The 16,363-nt window shown below is 69.3% G+C and carries 12 protein-coding genes; 5 read left to right on the top strand and 7 right to left on the bottom strand.

The genetic code is table 11. The annotated features are described in order from the left end of the window. The first annotated feature begins 46 nt into the window (after nt 1-46). Both ACZ4WS_RS13055 and ACZ4WS_RS13050 read left to right on the top strand, forming a co-directional pair. The gene (locus tag ACZ4WS_RS13055) at nt 47-1,192 is read left to right on the top strand and encodes an aldose epimerase family protein (protein WP_467979871.1); all 1,146 of its coding nucleotides are present in this window, start codon (nt 47-49) and stop codon (nt 1,190-1,192) included. A 138-nt stretch (nt 1,193-1,330) separates the two neighbouring features. Further along, nucleotides 1,331-3,037: a pyridoxal phosphate-dependent aminotransferase gene (locus tag ACZ4WS_RS13050; RefSeq protein WP_467979869.1), complete on the top strand. Its 1,707-nt coding sequence runs from the start codon at nt 1,331-1,333 to the stop codon at nt 3,035-3,037. Here the strand turns inward: ACZ4WS_RS13050 and ACZ4WS_RS13045 are convergent. Next, nucleotides 3,034-4,002, bottom strand: coding sequence for an arabinan endo-1,5-alpha-L-arabinosidase (locus tag ACZ4WS_RS13045; RefSeq protein WP_467979867.1), 969 nt, complete (start codon nt 4,000-4,002; stop codon nt 3,034-3,036). The two genes, ACZ4WS_RS13050 and ACZ4WS_RS13045, sit on opposite strands and share 4 nt — an antisense overlap. 300 nt (nt 4,003-4,302) lie before the next feature. Here ACZ4WS_RS13045 and ACZ4WS_RS13040 point away from each other — a divergent pair, with 300 nt between their 5' ends. Then, nucleotides 4,303-5,568, top strand: coding sequence for an ABC transporter substrate-binding protein (locus ACZ4WS_RS13040; protein WP_467979865.1), 1,266 nt, complete (start codon nt 4,303-4,305; stop codon nt 5,566-5,568). A 22-nt stretch (nt 5,569-5,590) separates the two neighbouring features. On the opposite strand, the gene ACZ4WS_RS13035 is transcribed toward ACZ4WS_RS13040, so the two are convergent. Beyond that, nucleotides 5,591-6,973 (bottom strand): DUF3500 domain-containing protein, encoded by a 1,383-nt coding sequence (locus tag ACZ4WS_RS13035; protein ID WP_467979863.1) that lies wholly within the window; start codon nt 6,971-6,973, stop codon nt 5,591-5,593. 328 nt (nt 6,974-7,301) lie between these two features. After that, on the bottom strand, nt 7,302-8,168 hold the full coding sequence (locus ACZ4WS_RS13030) for a patatin-like phospholipase family protein (RefSeq protein WP_467979861.1): 867 nt from the start codon (nt 8,166-8,168) through the stop codon (nt 7,302-7,304). 194 nt (nt 8,169-8,362) lie between these two features. Between ACZ4WS_RS13030 and ACZ4WS_RS13025 the strand changes: the two genes are divergently transcribed. Next, complete coding sequence (locus tag ACZ4WS_RS13025) at nt 8,363-9,130, top strand: intradiol ring-cleavage dioxygenase (RefSeq protein WP_467979860.1); 768 nt, start codon at nt 8,363-8,365, stop codon at nt 9,128-9,130. Nucleotides 9,131-9,240: 110 nt separating this feature from the next. On the opposite strand, the gene ACZ4WS_RS13020 is transcribed toward ACZ4WS_RS13025, so the two are convergent. Together ACZ4WS_RS13020 and ACZ4WS_RS13015 are read right to left on the bottom strand one after the other, a co-directional pair. Next, nucleotides 9,241-10,149: a sulfite exporter TauE/SafE family protein gene (locus ACZ4WS_RS13020; protein WP_467979858.1), complete on the bottom strand. Its 909-nt coding sequence runs from the start codon at nt 10,147-10,149 to the stop codon at nt 9,241-9,243. 142 nt (nt 10,150-10,291) lie between these two features. Next, nucleotides 10,292-10,750 carry an RrF2 family transcriptional regulator gene (locus tag ACZ4WS_RS13015; protein WP_467979857.1) on the bottom strand — a complete coding sequence of 153 codons (459 nt, stop codon included), beginning with the start codon at nt 10,748-10,750 and terminating at the stop codon, nt 10,292-10,294. Between the two features lie 108 nt (nt 10,751-10,858). Between ACZ4WS_RS13015 and ACZ4WS_RS13010 the strand changes: the two genes are divergently transcribed. Then, nucleotides 10,859-13,831: a beta-galactosidase gene (locus ACZ4WS_RS13010; protein WP_467979855.1), complete on the top strand. Its 2,973-nt coding sequence runs from the start codon at nt 10,859-10,861 to the stop codon at nt 13,829-13,831. On the opposite strand, the gene arfA is transcribed toward ACZ4WS_RS13010, so the two are convergent. Together arfA and ACZ4WS_RS13000 are read right to left on the bottom strand one after the other, a co-directional pair. Further along, the gene (gene arfA / locus ACZ4WS_RS13005; protein WP_467979854.1) at nt 13,828-15,336 is read right to left on the bottom strand and encodes an arabinosylfuranosidase ArfA; all 1,509 of its coding nucleotides are present in this window, start codon (nt 15,334-15,336) and stop codon (nt 13,828-13,830) included. The two genes, ACZ4WS_RS13010 and arfA, sit on opposite strands and share 4 nt — an antisense overlap. A gap of 43 nt (nt 15,337-15,379) precedes the next feature. Continuing rightward, nucleotides 15,380-16,351: an arabinan endo-1,5-alpha-L-arabinosidase gene (locus tag ACZ4WS_RS13000; RefSeq protein WP_467979852.1), complete on the bottom strand. Its 972-nt coding sequence runs from the start codon at nt 16,349-16,351 to the stop codon at nt 15,380-15,382. Between the last annotated feature and the right edge of the window lie 12 nt (nt 16,352-16,363).

The raw sequence follows: 16,363 nt of genomic DNA, 5'->3' as shown, positions 1-16,363 counted from the left end.
GCTGGGCCCCGCCTCGTGCGGGGCCCCTCCATTGCAGGAGCCGCACATGGAAACGAGCAGACGTACCGTCATCGCCGCGGCGGCGGCAGCGGGCATCACCGCCGCCACGGTCGGCACGGCCCACGCCACGGGAGGCAGGAAGCCGGTGAAGGAGCTCTTCGGCAAGCTCGCCGACGGAACGAAGGTCTACCGCTGGTCGCTGGAGAACGGCGGCACGCGCCTGAAGGTCCTGTCGTGGGGCGGCGTCGTCCAGTCCCTGGAGATCCCTGACCGGCACGGCCGCTACAAGAACGTCTCCCTGGGCTTCGACAACATCGAGGACTACGTCGCGAAGACCCCGTACTTCGGCGCGCTGATCGGCCGCTACGGAAACCGCATAGCCAAGGGCCAGTTCACCCTCGACGGCAAGAGCTACCAGCTGTCCGTCAACGACGGCGTGAACAGCCTGCACGGCGGTTCCCAGGGCTTCGACAAGCACGTCTGGGACGTGGAGGGCTTCACCTCCGGCTCCGACGTGGGCCTGGTCCTGCACTACACCAGCGTCGACGGCGAGATGGGCTACCCCGGCACGCTCAAGGCGAAGGTCACCTACACCCTCACCAAACACGGCGACTGGCGCATCGACTACGAGGCCACCACCGACAAGGCCACCGTCGTCAACCTCACCAGCCACGTCTACTGGAACCTGGCCGGCGAGGGCAGCGGCTCGATCTACGACCACGAGCTGAAGATCGCCGCCTCCCGCTACACCCCTGTCGACTCGGGCCTGATCCCCACCGGTGAGCTGGCCACGGTCGCGGGCACACCCTTCGACTTCCAGCACACCAAGAGCGTCGGCGCGGACATCCGGGTCGCCAACCAGCAGCTGCTCTACGGCAAGGGCATCGACCACAACTGGGTGCTGGACAAGGGCATCACGGCGAAGCCCGAGCACATCGCGACCCTGCACGACCCGTCCTCCGGCCGCACCCTGAAGATCGCGACGACCGAGCCGGGCCTGCAGTTCTACTCCGGCAACTTCCTGGACGGCACGCTCGTCGGCACCGGCGGCCACATCTACCGGCAGGGCGACGCGCTGTGCCTGGAGACGCAGCACTTCCCGGACTCGCCGAACCATGCGTCGTTCCCGTCGACGGTGCTGCGCCCCGGTCAGACGTACCGGACGACGACGGTGCACTCGTTCAGCGCCTGAAACCCTTACCCAATTCACACGAGTTGAACAGCGCCACGTCCGTATCCGTATGAGAGGGCGGCCCGTGCTCCCCCGCACGGGCCACCCAAAGACGGAGGGCCCGTCCGCCCCAGCGGGTCCGCCCCATACGGAGGTTCCATGGCCGACAACGTCACCTCGCTGTTCCGCAGCACGGCGGCGCACAGCCCCTCGATGGCCGCGCTGACGCGGGAGAGCGACGGGGCCGGTCCGGTGGACTTCTGTATTCCGTGCAACCCGTACTTCCCCACACCCGCGATGTTCGACGAACTGGCGGGCCGGTTGCGCGAGATCATCACGTACTACCCGAGCAGCGCCGACACCATCACGGGCGAGCTGTGCTCACTGCTCCAACTCCCGCCGCAGTGCGTCGCGATGGGCAACGGTTCCACCGAACTCATCACCTGGATCGACCACTTGCTGGTGCGCGAGTCCCTCGCGATACCCGTCCCGACCTTCGGCCGCTGGACCGACCAGCCGATGGAGACCGGCAAGCGCGTCGACATGTTCCCGCTCCAGGAGTCCGCGGGATTCGCCCTCGACCTCGCCCAGTACGCCGAGTTCATCCGCGCCCGCGGCACGCGCGTCGCCGTCATCTGCAACCCGAACAACCCCGACGGCGGTTTCATCCCCCGCCACTCGCTGATCCAGTTCATGGACGCGATGGCGGATCTCGACCTGATCATCATCGACGAGTCGTTCCTGGAGTTCGCCGACGCCGAGTCCGAGCCGAGCGTCGTCGAGGACGCGGTGATGCGGCCCAACGTCATCGTGTTGCGCAGCCTCGGCAAGAACTTCGGGCTGCACGGCATCCGCTTCGGCTACCTCGTCGCCAACCCGGCCCTCGCGGGCAAGGTCCGCTCCATGCTGCCCAAGTGGAACCTCAACTCCTTCGCGGAGTACGTGGTGTTCATGCTCAGAGAGCACGGTCAGGAGTACATGCAGAGCCTGCACATGGTCCGCCGCGACCGGCTCGACATGGCCCAACAGCTCTCCACGCTGCCCGGTCTGACCGTCTACCCGTCGCAGGGCAACTTCCTCTTCGTGCGCCTCCCCGTGGGCGCCGAGGGCACCGTGGTCCGGGACCGGCTGCTCACCGAGCACCGGATCCTGGTCCGCGAGTGCGGCAACAAGATCGGCTCGTCCAGTCGCTTCCTGAGACTCGTGGTGCGCCCCCAGGTGGACGTGCGTCGCCTGGTGTCCGGCCTGGAACAGGTGCTCTACGGGACCAGGAGGGGAGCCGCCGTACCCGAGCTGAGCACCGGGACCAGCTACAGCTCGGGTACGGCGGCGGTGGACCGTCTGGTCAGCGCCACGAACGGGGCGGGGTTGCAGGGGCTGGCCGCCCAGGCGGGCGCGTGGCCGGGGCCTGCCGCGGCGCAGCCGATGCCGGGCCTCCCGGCCCCGCAGCCCGCCGCGGTGTCGAACTTCCCCGCCGCGCAGCCCACCGGGGGGCCGAACTTCCCCCAGCCGCAGCCCACCGCCTGGCCCGCACCGGCCGCTGCGCAGGCTCCCGGAGCGATGCCGGGCCTGGCACCGGCACCCGCACCCGCACCCGCACCCGCACCCGCTACGGCCATGCCCGCCGCGGCCCCGGCCATCGGACTGCAGCCCGTCGCCCAGACCGGCATGCGCGGGATGGCCGGGATGACCGCCGCCTCACAGGGCGCGCAGGGAGGGCTGACCGCCGCCCAGGTCCGGGGCCGGACCCAGCCGGAACCGCAGCCCCAGCCGCAGCCCCAGGTCCAGGCCCAGCCCCAGCAGCCGCGCCAGCAGCCCACCGGCTGGCCGGCCGTCGGCGCCATGCTGTACAACCAGGCGGGCTAGTAGGCGACGGGCCACCCGCTGCTCCAGTTCAGGAGGTTGATCCCGAGCTTGGGCGTCCCGCTGTCGTTGCCGTCGTAGTAGTGGTAGACGATCAGGTCGCCGTCCGAGTCGGCCATGATGGACTGACCGCCGGGCCCGATGACGCTGCCGTGCGACTCCAGGACGGGCGTGCCGCCGTTGTTGAGCATGGCGACCCCGCTCTGGTCGTAGTACGGCCCGGTGACGCTCGTCGCCCGGCCGACCTTGACCTTGTACGTGGAGCTGGTGCCCTGGCAGCAGACGTCGTACGAGGCGAACAGGTAGTAGTAGCCGTTCCGTTTGACGATGTACGGCGCCTCGACGGCCTTCGTCCCGGTCGGCCGTGCCGCGATCGAGTACCGCGTGGTGTTGGACGACAGCTGCTTCCCGGTCGACGGATCGATCTGGATCATCTTGATGCCGGTCCACCAACTGCCGAAGGACAGCCACCACTTGCCGTCGTCGTCCACGAAGAGATTCGGGTCGATGGCGTTGTAGTCGCTGGAGCTGGTGGAGGTGTAGACGATCCCGTAGTCGCTCCAGGAGCCCGGCAGTCCGGTCGTCGAACCGGCGAGACCGATGGCCGACGTGTTCGACCCGAAGGTCGAGACGGCGTAGTACATCAGGTACTTGCCGCCGTGGTACGAGATGTCGGGCGCCCAGGCCTCCGTCGCGTACGTCGACCACCAGCTGGGCTTGGTGGTGAACGCGTCGCTGCCGGCGGTGAACGCGATCCGGTTGGTGGAGGTCTTGTAGCTCAGGCCGCCGCCGGTGGCGTACAGCAGGTACTGCCCCGACGAGGTGCGGATCATCGTCGGGTCGTGGACGACGACGGAGCCGGTGACGGTGCCGGGGTTCGGATACGCGGACGCGCTGCTCGGGACGAGAGCGAGCAGGATCGCCGCGGGGACGGCGAGAAGCGCGGTTCTGCGGGAGGTGCGGCTCACGCGGGACCCTCCTTGGGGAGTGGCGGGACACAGGGGAAGCGCGGTCGATGGGTTCACGGCACTACATGTTCGAAGTTCCGAACACCGATCAGCACTTCGAACGGGACCGTAGAGTCGAAGCGCTTGCGCGTCAACGCTTCTGACACGCCGAACTCCCTTCACACGCCTGCGATTTCAGGCTCCGCGCGTCACACCACCGGAACCAAAACGCAACCGTCACGGCCCTGCGCGGGGCCTGCCGCCCGGCCTACGATCGACGCGCTTCGTCTACGCGCGTCACGAATGGCTGGAACAGGGGTGATGACCGTGCGCCGCAGAGCCCGGATCATGGTGACGATGACGGCCGCGCTGGGCCTCACGGTGGGGGCGAGCGGCTGCGGCATGGGCACGGGGGCTGAGGCGGAGAGCGTCACCCTGACCGTCGTCGCGAGCAACTACGGCGACAGCGTCCACAAGAACTCCCTGGGCTACTGGGACCGGGTCGGACTCGCCTTCCAGGCCTCCCACCCGGGTGTCCGCGTGGTGGCGAAGGTCTACCCCGCCGACACCGTCGACGCGAAGGTCGCCGAACTGGTGAAGCAGGGCAAGGCACCCGACATCGTGCAGACCGGCAGCTACGCCGAGTACGCGTCGAAGGGCCTGCTCTACTCCGCGGACGAACTGCTCTCGATCGCCGTCCAGGCCGGGTTCGTCACGAGCCTCGCCGAGGCCGGTCAGGTGGAGCGCACCCAGTACGGCCTGCCGTTCACCGCGAGCACCCGGCTGCTCTACTACAACAAGGACCTGTTCCGGAACGCGGGCCTCGAACCGCCCACCAGCTGGCAGGACCTCCTCCTCGACGCAAGGGCGTTGAAGGCGACGGGCGTGAAGTACCCGATCGCGGTTCCACTCGGCCCCGAGGAGGCGGAGGCCGAGACGCTGATGTGGCTGCTGGCCGGGGACGGCGGTTACACCGAGGGCGCCGGTGGCTACGCGCTCGCCTCCGACGCCAACGTGTCGACACTCGACTGGATCAGGTCGAACCTCGTCGCCGAAGGGCTCACGGGCCCGGTCCCGCCGGGCAAGCTGAATCGCAGCGAGGCCCTGGAGGCCTTCCTGGACGGCGACGCGGGGATGGTCAACGCCCCGCTCTCCCTGATGCGGCAGATCGAGGACTCGACGCTGAACGTCCCCTACGGCACGGTTCCGCTGCCGAGCCGCACCGGCAGCGCCGTACCGGCCATGGGCACCGCCGACTGGACGATCGCCTTCAAACAGCGCGGACACCGCGAGCAGATCGGCCAGTTCCTCGACTTCCTGTACAGCGACAAGTACGTCACCGAGCAGGCCGCCGAGTACCAACTGCTGCCCGTCACCACATCCGTGAGCAACGCCATGCGCGCCGACAAGCGCTACCGCAGCCTGTGGAACGGCCTGGACACGCTGGGAAACATGGACCTCTACCCACTCTCCGAGACCAGCTGGTCGCGGGTGTCGGCGGCGATCAGGACGAAGATCGGCGCCTCCGTGGCACCGGGCGGCGATCCGGAGGCGGTCCTGACGTCGATCGCGAAGTCGGCGAGCTGAGGCTGCCCTGCCCACGGTGGGGTCAGTGGTCGTTCTCCAGGTGCAGCTTGAGCAGGTCCACGCCGTAGTCGCCGCCGTTGGGGGTGCGGATGATGGTGTGGATGTGCTCCTGGGACGGCTCCCCGCCACCCATACCCATGCCGCCGCCCGGGCCTCCGCCGTTGGAACCGGAGCTGGCGCTGGCGCTGGCGCTGGGGCTGGGGCTGGCGGAGGAGTCCCCCTTGTAGAAAAGCGGGGCCTGCGCGTCGTACTCGATGAGCACGACCGGGCTGTGCACCCGGTAGTAGAAGGCGGAGCCGTCCGTCGTCTCGCCCATCCAGTAGAAGTACGTGTCGTCCAGGTGCTTCTCCACCTCGGTCATCTTGACCTCGGCGTGCCCCTCGTTGATGTAGCCGACGTACACACGGACCAGGTCCAGCAGCTTCTCCTGCTGCGCGGAGGTGAGGTCGGAGCCGGACACACCCTCGTAGGCGAGCTTCAGGTTGTCCTGGCCGGCACCGGCCTTCATGTCCTCGTTGCCGTTCCCCTGCGAGGAGACCGCCTTGGCCCGCTGCGTCTTGGTGAGGGAGCGGATCATGGCCAGGCCGGCAGTGGTCTCCGGCCGGAAGAGGGTGATCTTCTCGCCCTTGTACGTGCCCGTCGTGGGCTCCGAGCCCATGAAGGTCGGCGTCATCACGACCTGGTCGCCCAGGACGAAGTAGTTGATGGCGACGTGGTGGCCCTCGTACTGGAACCCCCACGGCTTCGTGGTCGACGGGGTGCCCATGAAGGTGAAGAAGTAGTGACCCTCAGTGAGGGTCTTCTGGTTGCCACCGTTGGAGTCGCCCAGGAACGCGTTGAGCTTCATGATGCCGCGGGTCTGGGTGAGACCGTCGGCGGACAGGGCCTTGCCGAGCAGCGCGTAGCCGAGGTTGCGCTGCTTCTCCGTCAGGTCGCCCATGCGGGCGCCCTTGCGGTCGTAGCCGTCGACGTTGCTCCAGGCCGTCCACTCGTCGGCATCGACGTCGAACGTGCAGGACTTGCGCTCCTTCGTGGAGAGCCCGTCCAGGAACGCCTGCGCCGCCTTGACCAGCGCGTCCGTGGAGACGTCCGTGGAGTGGATCGAGTACAGGTCCTCGACGACGTTGCCGTCGGTGGTGACGCCCTTGACGTTCTTGTACTTGACCTGGGAGACCCCGGGGCCCATGCCGCCCCCGCCGCCGGCACCCGGGCCGCCGGAGGGCATGCCGCTGGGGGCGCCGCCAGGGGCGCCGGAGGACGAGGCGGAACTCGCCGTGTCGGAGGAGTTCGAGGAGCACCCGGTCATGGTCGCCACCGCGGCGACGCCACCGGTGAGCAGCGCCTTGTTCATGAACCAGCGGCGGCTGCGCTCGGCTTCGGGGGTACGTGGTCGGTGTTCATGCATGCGGAGCAGACTCCATGACGTACCTGAAGCATCCCTGGGCGAAACCTGTGAACCGGTGACTCAGGGCCCGTCCGCCCGCTTGACGGCCCGTAGATCCGATGGGGCAACAGGCCAGCCCAGCCATGCAGGCCACACCAGCCACACCACCCCCAGGGCTCACGCCTCAGGAGGTAATTGGCAGATTTGTGCCACTGACGGGCCGCCGAATTGGGGGTTTCCTGGGACGGTCTGGCACAGATCTGCCAATTGCTGCTCCATGACCCCCGGCCGCTGGCCCCGCTCACCCCACCAAGAAGCGGGCGGCCCCACGGCCACTTCGCAGCCAAGGTCAGGCATCCGCACCGAACTCCGCGCTCGGCTCGTTCCACAGCGCGGTGACCGCCTGTGCCGCCGCCCGGCCCTGGGCGAAACCGGCGTGACCGGCAGGGGTCCTGCTGGCGGGGGACAGCGGGTCGGTGCCGAACGCGGCGAGAGCGGCCTCGTCGGGGGTGATGACCTCGATGAGGCCGCCGCGCTCGGCGATCGAGGCCGCGTCGGCTTCGAGCACCGGGTCGGGCATCGGAGCGATGACGAGGGTGCGGGCGTAGCCTGCCGCGAGATCGAGGTTGGTGAAGGAACGGACGCCGCCGTCGATGTAGCGGGCGTCACCGATCGTCACGGCGGGCCAGACACCAGGGATGGCGCAACTCGCGCTCACGGCGTCCACCAGGCCGACGCCGGAGGCACGGTCGAAGACCCGGGTCTCACCGGTGACGGCGTGCACGGCGACCACGGACAGATTGCGCTCCGGCCAACTGTGGGACGGCAGCCGGGCCTCGATGACAGGCCGCCGCTCGGCCTCGGTCACGGTCTCGGCGGCCAGTGCCATCTCGCCCACCCGACGCAGGCGTTCCACCGGGTCGGTGACCTCGGCGTCCACCTTCGCGCCGAACTCGAAGACCTCGGCGAGCGCGCCTTCTCGTGGCTTCAGCTCCTCCCGCTGGAGCGCGGGGTCCACCTGGGCCTGGAACAGCACCGGCAGCTCCACGCCGCTGGTGATCTGGGCGGCCACCGCCGACCCGGCCGAGGTGCCCAACAGGAAGTCCGCGTCGGTGACATCGGCCCCGGCGTCGGCGAGACCGGCCAGCACGCCCGTCGCCCAGGCGATACCGGCGACTCCGCCACCGCCGATGACCAGCGCGCGTTCGTTCTTCATCGCTACTCCCCCAGCTGGATTCCGGTTCCACGTCACGGTTCGCCGTCACGGTCCAACATCACTGCGAAGTCCCTGGCGGGCAGGAGATATTCCCACGTACGCCTCAACAAGCTGTCTCACAACGAACTTGACGTTCCGTCGCTTTGCCAAACTGACAGCTGGCCGACAGCACCCACTCTTACGGTGCCGTGTCCATGACAGACACTTCAGAAGCAGCAAACCCGATCGGGCGCCGCACCGTACTGATCGCCACGGGCGCCACGGCCGCAGCACTGGCCGTGGGCGCCGCAGCGCCTGAAGCCCCCACAGCCGACGCGGCGGACGCGACCCCCGCCGCCGCCGCGGCCGTCTGCACCCTCACCAAGGAGATGACCGAAGGCCCCTACTACCTCGACGGACAGCTCGTCCGCGCCGACGTCACCGAGAGCAAGCCGGGCGTCCCCCTCAAACTCACGCTCACCGTCGTCGACGACGACACCTGCGCCCCGCTCGGCAACGCCCTCGTGGAGATCTGGCACTGCGACGCCCTCGGCGAGTACTCCGGCTTCGTCGGCGGCAACGGCCACTCGGAACCCGACGACGGCACGTTCCTGCGCGGCGGCGTCCTGACGGGCACGGACGGCGTAGCGAAACTGACGACCATCTACCCCGGCTGGTACCGGGGCCGCTGCATCCACATCCACCTCAAGGTGCACACCGGAGTCACCCTCACCTCCGACGGCTCCTTCACCGGCGGCCAGGAACTCCACACCGGTCAGCTCTTCTTCAACGAGACGGTCACGACAGCGGTGGCCAAGGTCTCCCCGTACTCCACCAACACCGTCACCCGCACCACCCTCGCCCAGGACTCCATCTACGACGACGGAGGCGCCGCGTCCGGCCTCCTGACCCTGACGGCCCTGGGCAGCACGGCAGCCTCCGGTTACACCGGCACCCTCACAGTCGGCGTCGAAACGAGCTGACCTGCCCCCGCACCTCCCCCCACGGAGACAGGGGTGGGCCCACCGCCCGCCCGGCCCGGTGGGGCCACCCCGCCTCCGGCATCGCCGGATCAGGCCCGCAAGAACGCGCACTAAACCGCTACGGGCTGCGGCTCCTCGACCGCCGACTCCGCCGCCTTCTCCTTGCGGTAGGCGCGGATCGAGTACGTCAGGGCGGCAGCCCACAGCGCGTACAGCAGGACGTACACCGGGGCGCTGACCGCCCCGGACGCACCGACCCAGTCGCTCTTCAGGAGCGTACGGACGTTGGTGACGATGATGACGCCGCCGACCGCGGAGCCCAGGACGCGCGGCGGGACCAGGCGGACCAGCCAGGCGGCGACGGGCGCGGCCACCAGGCCGCCGAGCAGGAACGCGAGGACCCAGCCCCAGTCCAGGCCCTGCGAGCCCAGCGAGAAGAGGAATCCGAGGCTCGCGGCGATGGCGACCAGGAACTCGCTCGTGTCGATCGAGCCGATCACCTTGCGCGGCTCCATCCGGCCGCTGGCCAGCAGGGCCGGGGTGCCGACCGGACCCCAGCCGCCTCCGCCCGTCGCGTCCAGGAACCCGGCGACCAGGCCGAGCGGCGCGAGGAACCGCTTGCGCAGCGGCTTGCCGAGGTTGCCCTTGGGCATGCCGCGGAAGGTGAAGCGGGACATGACGTACAGGCCGAGGCCCAGCAGGATCAGCGACATGGCCGGTTCGGCCACCTCGGTCGACAGGTTGGAGAGGACCGTCGCACCGAGGAACGAGCCGATCGCCCCGGGTACGCCGATCTTGGCGACGACCTTCCAGTCCACGTTCCCGAAGCGCCAGTGCGAGGCGCCGGACATCAGCGTGGTGCCGATCTCGGAGAGATGGACCGTGGCCGAGGCCAGGGCCGGGTTGGTGCCCATGGCGAGCAGCAAGGTGGTCGAGGTCACGCCGTAGGCCATGCCCAGGCTGCCGTCCACCAGCTGGGCACCAAGGCCCGCGAGGGCGAGCAGGATGAGCGTGCGCATGCGGTCGGTCCCGTCTTTTCCTGGTTTTCCTATCGGTTCGATAGGGATGAACGGGACGTGACGCTAAGGGCTGAAACTGAGGACAGTCTGAGCGCGAAATGAGGACGCTTCACAGACGGAGCCCGATCTTCCGCAGGAAGTTCTAAGGGTTCTCCCAGGACGCCGGCTCCGCCGCCAGCTCCCGCACCGGCTCCGGCAGCGCGTCCGCCGCGATGTCCGCGAGCGTGACGCCCTCGAGGATCTTCCGCACATTGGCGCGGACCGCGACCCACAGCGGCAGCAGGGGTTCGGCGGGCCCGGTGTACGCCAGTTGGGTGGGCCGTTCGCCGCGTACGGAGACGATGGGGCCGTCGACCGCACGGATGACATCGGCGACGGTGATCGCGTCGGCGGCACGGGCGAGCCGGTAGCCGCCGTTGCCGCCGCGCTGGCTGGTGACGAGGCCGCCACGCCGGAGATCGCCCAGGATCCCCTCGAGAAATTTATGCGGAATGTCCTGCGCGGTGGCGATGGCCTCGGCCTTCACCGGGCCGTCGCCCTGCCGGATGACGAGCTCCAGTGCCGCCCGTACCGCGTAATCCGCCCGTGCCGAGATCCTCATATGACCATTTTGGGACGTATAGCTGTGGACAATGGCCGCACCCTCCCCCAGTTCTCGGCTTCGCTCGAACCGGGGGGACCCCCATCGCTGTCCTCGGGAGGACCCCGCATGGTGTTGAGCAGACGTACCTTCAGCGCACTCGCCGGCACTACCGCGCTCGGCTTCTCGCTGAGCGGAAGCGGCGGCAGCGGGGCGTACGCCGCCGGGCGGGCGCCCAGCGTTCCCACCGGGCCCGCGCCCGGACCGCCCGCGGCCGACGGCAAGGCGCACACCGTCGGCTTCGACCGGTACTCGATGCTGATCGACGGCAAGCGTGTCGTGCTCTGGTCCGGCGAGGTCCATCCCTTCCGCCTGCCGAGCCCGTCGCTGTGGCGGGACGTCCTGCAGAAGCTGCGCGCCCACGGCTACAACACGATCAGCATCTACGTCTCCTGGAACTACCACTCCCCCGCGCCGGGCACGTACGACTTCACCGGCGTCCGCGACCTCGACCTGTTCCTGCGGACGGCCGCCGAGACCGGCCTGTACGTCATCCTGCGTCCGGGCCCGTACATCAACGCCGAGGTCGACGGGGGCGGCTTCCCCGGCTGGCTGACCGTCACCCGGGGCACGGCCCGGACCTCCGATCCGACCTACCTGAAGTACGTCGACCAGTGGCTGACCGCGGTCGACCGGATCGCCGCCCAGCACCTCTACACCAAGGGCGGCGGCACGGTCGTCCTCTACCAGCTGGAGAACGAGTACGCGAACAACGTCACCAGCTCCCTCGGCCGCGACTACATGGCCCATCTGTACGCCAAGGTCCGCGAAGACGGCATCGACGTGCCGCTCTTCCACAACGACAAGGGCAGGAACGGCCATTGGGCCCCGGGGACGTTCAACACGGGTGGTGAGAGCGGGCGTTACCTGTACGGCTTCGACGGCTATCCGTCACCCTCCGCGACCCCACCCGACTGGGGCTACTTCGGCACCGGCGGTACGAAGGGAGGCTCGACCGCGAGTCCCGACACCCCGGGCCTCCTGGCCGAGTTCGGGGGCGGCTGGTTCGATCCATGGGGTGGCGCGGAGTTCGACGGGAAGGGGTACGCGGAGTCGCGCCGGACCCGGGACGCGGCGTACGAGCGGCGCTTCTACCTCACCAACCTCGCCAACGGCATCAAGGTCCACAACGTCTACATGACCTTCGGCGGCACCTCCTGGGGCTGGCTGCCCGCGCCGGTCGTCTACACGTCGTACGACTACGGTGCCGCCCTCGACGAGGCCCGGCAGCCGACCTCGAAGCTGATCCCGATGCACCAGATCGGGCAGCTCCTGCACTCCGTGCCCGACCTGGCGAAACTGGACCGCGCCGAAGACATCGCGGTCAGCGACACCGGGATCAAGGCGTACCACCTCATCAACCCGGACACGCACGCCCACTTCTACGTACTGCGCAATGACACGTCCGCCGAGGTCACCGCCTCCGTCCCGCTCGCGGGGAAGACCGTTCCCGTGCCGGTGCCCGGTCACGACGCCCGGCTGCTGGCCACCGGAATCGCCCTCGGGCGACGGAAGCTGAGGTACTCCACCGCCCAGCCCATGCTGTGGCTCACCGCCGGGCGGCAGGACATCGCCGTACTCACCGGCCGCTCGGGGGAGTCGACACAGACCGGGCTGGAGTGCGCGAGCGCGCCGACGGTCACCGTGCTGGAGGGGAGCGCCCGGCATCAGTACGCGGACGGCGTCCTGCGGGTTGACGCCCAACTGGTCGGGCTCACAAGGGTGTTGGTGGAAGGCGGCGGCACCTCGGCACCGCTCCTGCTGCTGCTCGCCGACGACGAGACCTCCGCGCGGCTGTGGCGGTACGACACCCCGTCGGGGCCTGTGCTGGTGCGCGGCCCCGCACTCCTGCGCACCGCCGCCCTGCGCGACACGACCGTCCACCTCACCGGGGACACGGTCCAGGCGGCGGACCTGGAGGTCTGGGGACCGCGCGGAGTGAGCGAAGTCGTCTGGAACCAGGGCACCCTGAAAGCGCGCGCCACCACCTCCGGGAGCCTGCGGGCCGAGCAGCGGCTACCCGGAGTACCGGACGTCCAGCTCCCCGCGCTGACCAACTGGCGCCGGTCCGCCGAAAACCCCGAGTCCGCCGCCGACTTCGACGACTTGGCGTGGAAGGTGGCGAACAGGACGTCCTCGTACAGCACCACCCCCGTACCCGCCGGGCAGCCCGTGCTGTTCGCCGACGACTACGGATTCCACTACGGAGACGTCTGGTACCGGGGGCACCTCACCGACGCGGGCGCCGCGGACTCGGTGTCCCTCGCCTACATCGCGGGCGCGCAGGGACTGCTCATGGCATGGCTGGACGGGAAACCGCTGGGTACGCACCGGATGCCGGTGCCCGACAAGAAGACGGTCAGGCAAGGGTCCTGGAGCGCCACGGCGACGTTCCCCCTTCCGGACGACGCCGAGCAGCGGGTCCTCTCCGTCCTCGTCCGCCGGATGCAGCACGACCAGGACCTGGCGGCGCGGGACACCCACAAGGTGGCGCGTGGACTGACCGCCGTGACCTTCAAAGGGGCTTCTCCGGCGGTCACTTGGCGAATTCAGGGCGAGGCGGCCGCCGACCCGGTGCGCGGACCGCTCAACAACGGCGGGCTGTACGGGGAGCGCCACGGATGGCATCTGCCGGAGTTCGCGGACGGCCTGTGGAAGGTCGTCGACTTCCCGCGCGCCGAGCGGCAGCAGGGCGTCGCCTGGTACCGCACCGACTTCCGGCTCACCGTCGACCCCGGCGTGGACGCGTCGATTGGCCTCACGCTCACCGACGACCCGGCTCGCGCCTATCGCGTCCAGATCTTCCTGAACGGCTGGAACATGGGCCAGTACATCAACGACGTAGGCCCCCAGCACACCTTCGTCCTGCCAAACGGGGTGCTGCTCACACGTGGGCGCAACACACTGGCCCTCGCCGTCCTGTCCGACGGCACCACACCCGCGGGCCCCGGTCAGGTGAAGCTGACCCTGCTGGGCAGCGCGGCCGGCGGAGTGCCGGTGACACCGGTGGACTCCCCCGGCCGCGCGCTCGGCATGAGCTAGGCCAGCCGGATCACATTCCACGACAGCGGCTCCAGGACGGCGCTGAGCGTGCCGTCCTGGAGGGTGGTCCCCTCGACGGGGTGCGGGGTGACCCGCTCCTGGTCGTCGAGGGTGTTGACGGCGTCCGGATCGGCGTCGGCGAGCGCGCTGTGCTCGACGACCGTCGTCAACCCCAGTCGGCTCAGGGCGACTTCGAGCGGAAGCGGCTCGGTCTGGCTGCGGTTGACGGCGAACACGGTGACCGAGCCGTCGTCGGCGCGCACGGCGGTGGCGTGCAGCAGGTCCGCCTCGCCGTACTTCTTCGTCTCGTACGTCGGCGAGTCCACGCGTACGTCGAGGACCTGGCCGCGCCCGTACTTCGCGGCCTGCGCGAAGGGGAAGAACGTGGTCTGCCGCCACGCCGGACCGCCCGGTTCCGTCATGATCGGCGCGATGACGTTGACCAGCTGGGCCAGGCAGGCGACGGTGACGCGGTCCGCGTGCCGCAGCAGCGCGATGAGCAGGGAGCCGAAGACGACCGCGTCGGTGACGGAGTAGACGTCCTCGAGGAGGCGCGGGGCCTCCTGCCAGTCCTCCACCGGGTGCGGGTTGGGCCGCTGCTGGTACCAGACGTTCCACTCGTCGAAGGAGAGGTTGATCTTCTTCTTGGACTTCAGCCGGGCGCCCACGTGGTCGCAGGTCGCCACGACGTTCTCGATGAAGGACTCCGTGTCGACGGCGGAGGCGAGGAACGAGTCCCGGTCGCCGTCGAACTCCTCGTAGTAGGCGTGCAGGGAGACGTAGTCGACGAGGTCGTACGTTTCCTGGAGCACGGTCGCCTCCCACTCGGCGAAGGTCTCCATGCCCTGCCCGGAGGAGCCGCACGCGACGAGTTCGAGGTCCGGGTCGATCTGCCGCATCGCGCGGGCGGTCTCGGCGGCGAGACGGCCGTACTCCTCGGCGGTCTTGTGGCCGGTCTGCCAGGGCCCGTCCATTTCGTTGCCGAGGCACCACAGCCTGATGCCGAACGGGTCCTTGTCGCCGTGCGCCACCCGCAGGTCCGAACGGGCGGTTCCGGCAGGGTGGTTGGCGTACTCCTGGAGCTCCAGGGCCTCGGCGACACCGCGCGTGCCGAGGTTGACGGCCATCATCGGCTCGGCCTGCGGGCCGATCTTCTTCAGGAAGGCGATGTATTCGCTCAGCCCGAAGCGGTTGGACTCGGTGGAGCGCCAGGCGAGGTCGAGACGGCGGGGCCGCTCCTCGACGGGGCCCACCGAGTCCTCCCAGTTGTAGCCGGAGACGAAGTTGCCGCCGGGGTAGCGGATCGCGGTCACGCCGAGCTCGCGGACCAGTTCCAGCACGTCCGTGCGCAGGCCCGCCTCGTCGGCCGAGGGGTGACCCGGCTCGAAGATGCCGGTGTAGACGCAGCGGCCGAGGTGCTCGACGAAGGAACCGAAGAGACGTGGGTCGACCTGACCGACGGTGAAGGCGGGGTCGAGGGCGAAGCGGGCGGTAGTGCTGGACATGGGGTCCTTTCAGGGTCTTGCCGAATCCGGGTGTCCGGGGTGCCTATCGAACGGTGGGCCAGCCGTCATGGCCCCAACTCAGCTTGTTCAGGCCGAGCTTGGGTGTGCCGTTGTCGTCGGCGTCGTAGTAGTGGTAGACGAGCCAGTCGTGTCCGCGGTCGTGCATCACCGACTGGCCGCCCGTGCCGATGTACCGGCCGTGCCCGGCCAGGAGCAGGTCGCCGCCGCCGTCCAGCATCGGGGTGCCGTCGCTGTCGACGTACGGGCCGGTGACGGACGTGGACCGGCCGACCTTGATCTTGTAGGTGGAGTTCACGCCCGCGCAGCAGGCGTCGTACGAGGCGAAGAGGTAGTAGTAGCGGCCGTGCTTGACGATGCCGGGGCCCTCGACGGCGTAGGGCAGGTCGGGGCGGGTGGCGAGGTGGTACACGGTGGTGTCGTCGGTGGCTGCCTTGCCGGTGCGGCGGTCGAGCTTCACCATCCGGATGCCGGTCCAGTACGAGCCGAAGTCCAGCCAGAGGCCGTCCTTGCCGCTGTCGATCACGTTCGGGTCGATGGCGTTGTGGTCGTCGGCCGTCGTGGAGGCGTAGACGACGCCCTGGTCGTCCCAGGTGCCGGGCATGCCGGTCGCGGAGGTGGCCACGCCGATCGCGGAGTGGTTGGTGCCCCAGGAGGAGACCGCGTAGTACAGCCAGTACTTGCCGGCGCGGTAGGAGATGTCGGGCGCCCAGGGGTCGCCGGTGGAGTTGTAGTCGTACCACCAGGACGGCGGCTCGGCGAAGGCGTTGCCCGCGTCGTCCCAGTGGCGCAGGTCCGTGGACAGGCGGGCTCCGATGATCCCGCCCGTCGAATAGGCCACGTACAGGCCGTTCTTGAGGTGGATGGCGGTGGGGTCGTGGATGATCTCCTGGCCGGTGAGGGGGAGGGGATCGGGGTAGTCGGCGGCGTGCGCGGTGGTCGGCAGGAAGGCGAGGAGGGCGGCGGAGAGGATCGCCGCGAGTCTGAGGCGCTTCACCTGTATGTCTCC

This window comes from Streptomyces sp. NPDC029292 (assembly GCF_055569295.1).
This window is presented reverse-complemented; position numbering and strand designations above follow the sequence as displayed.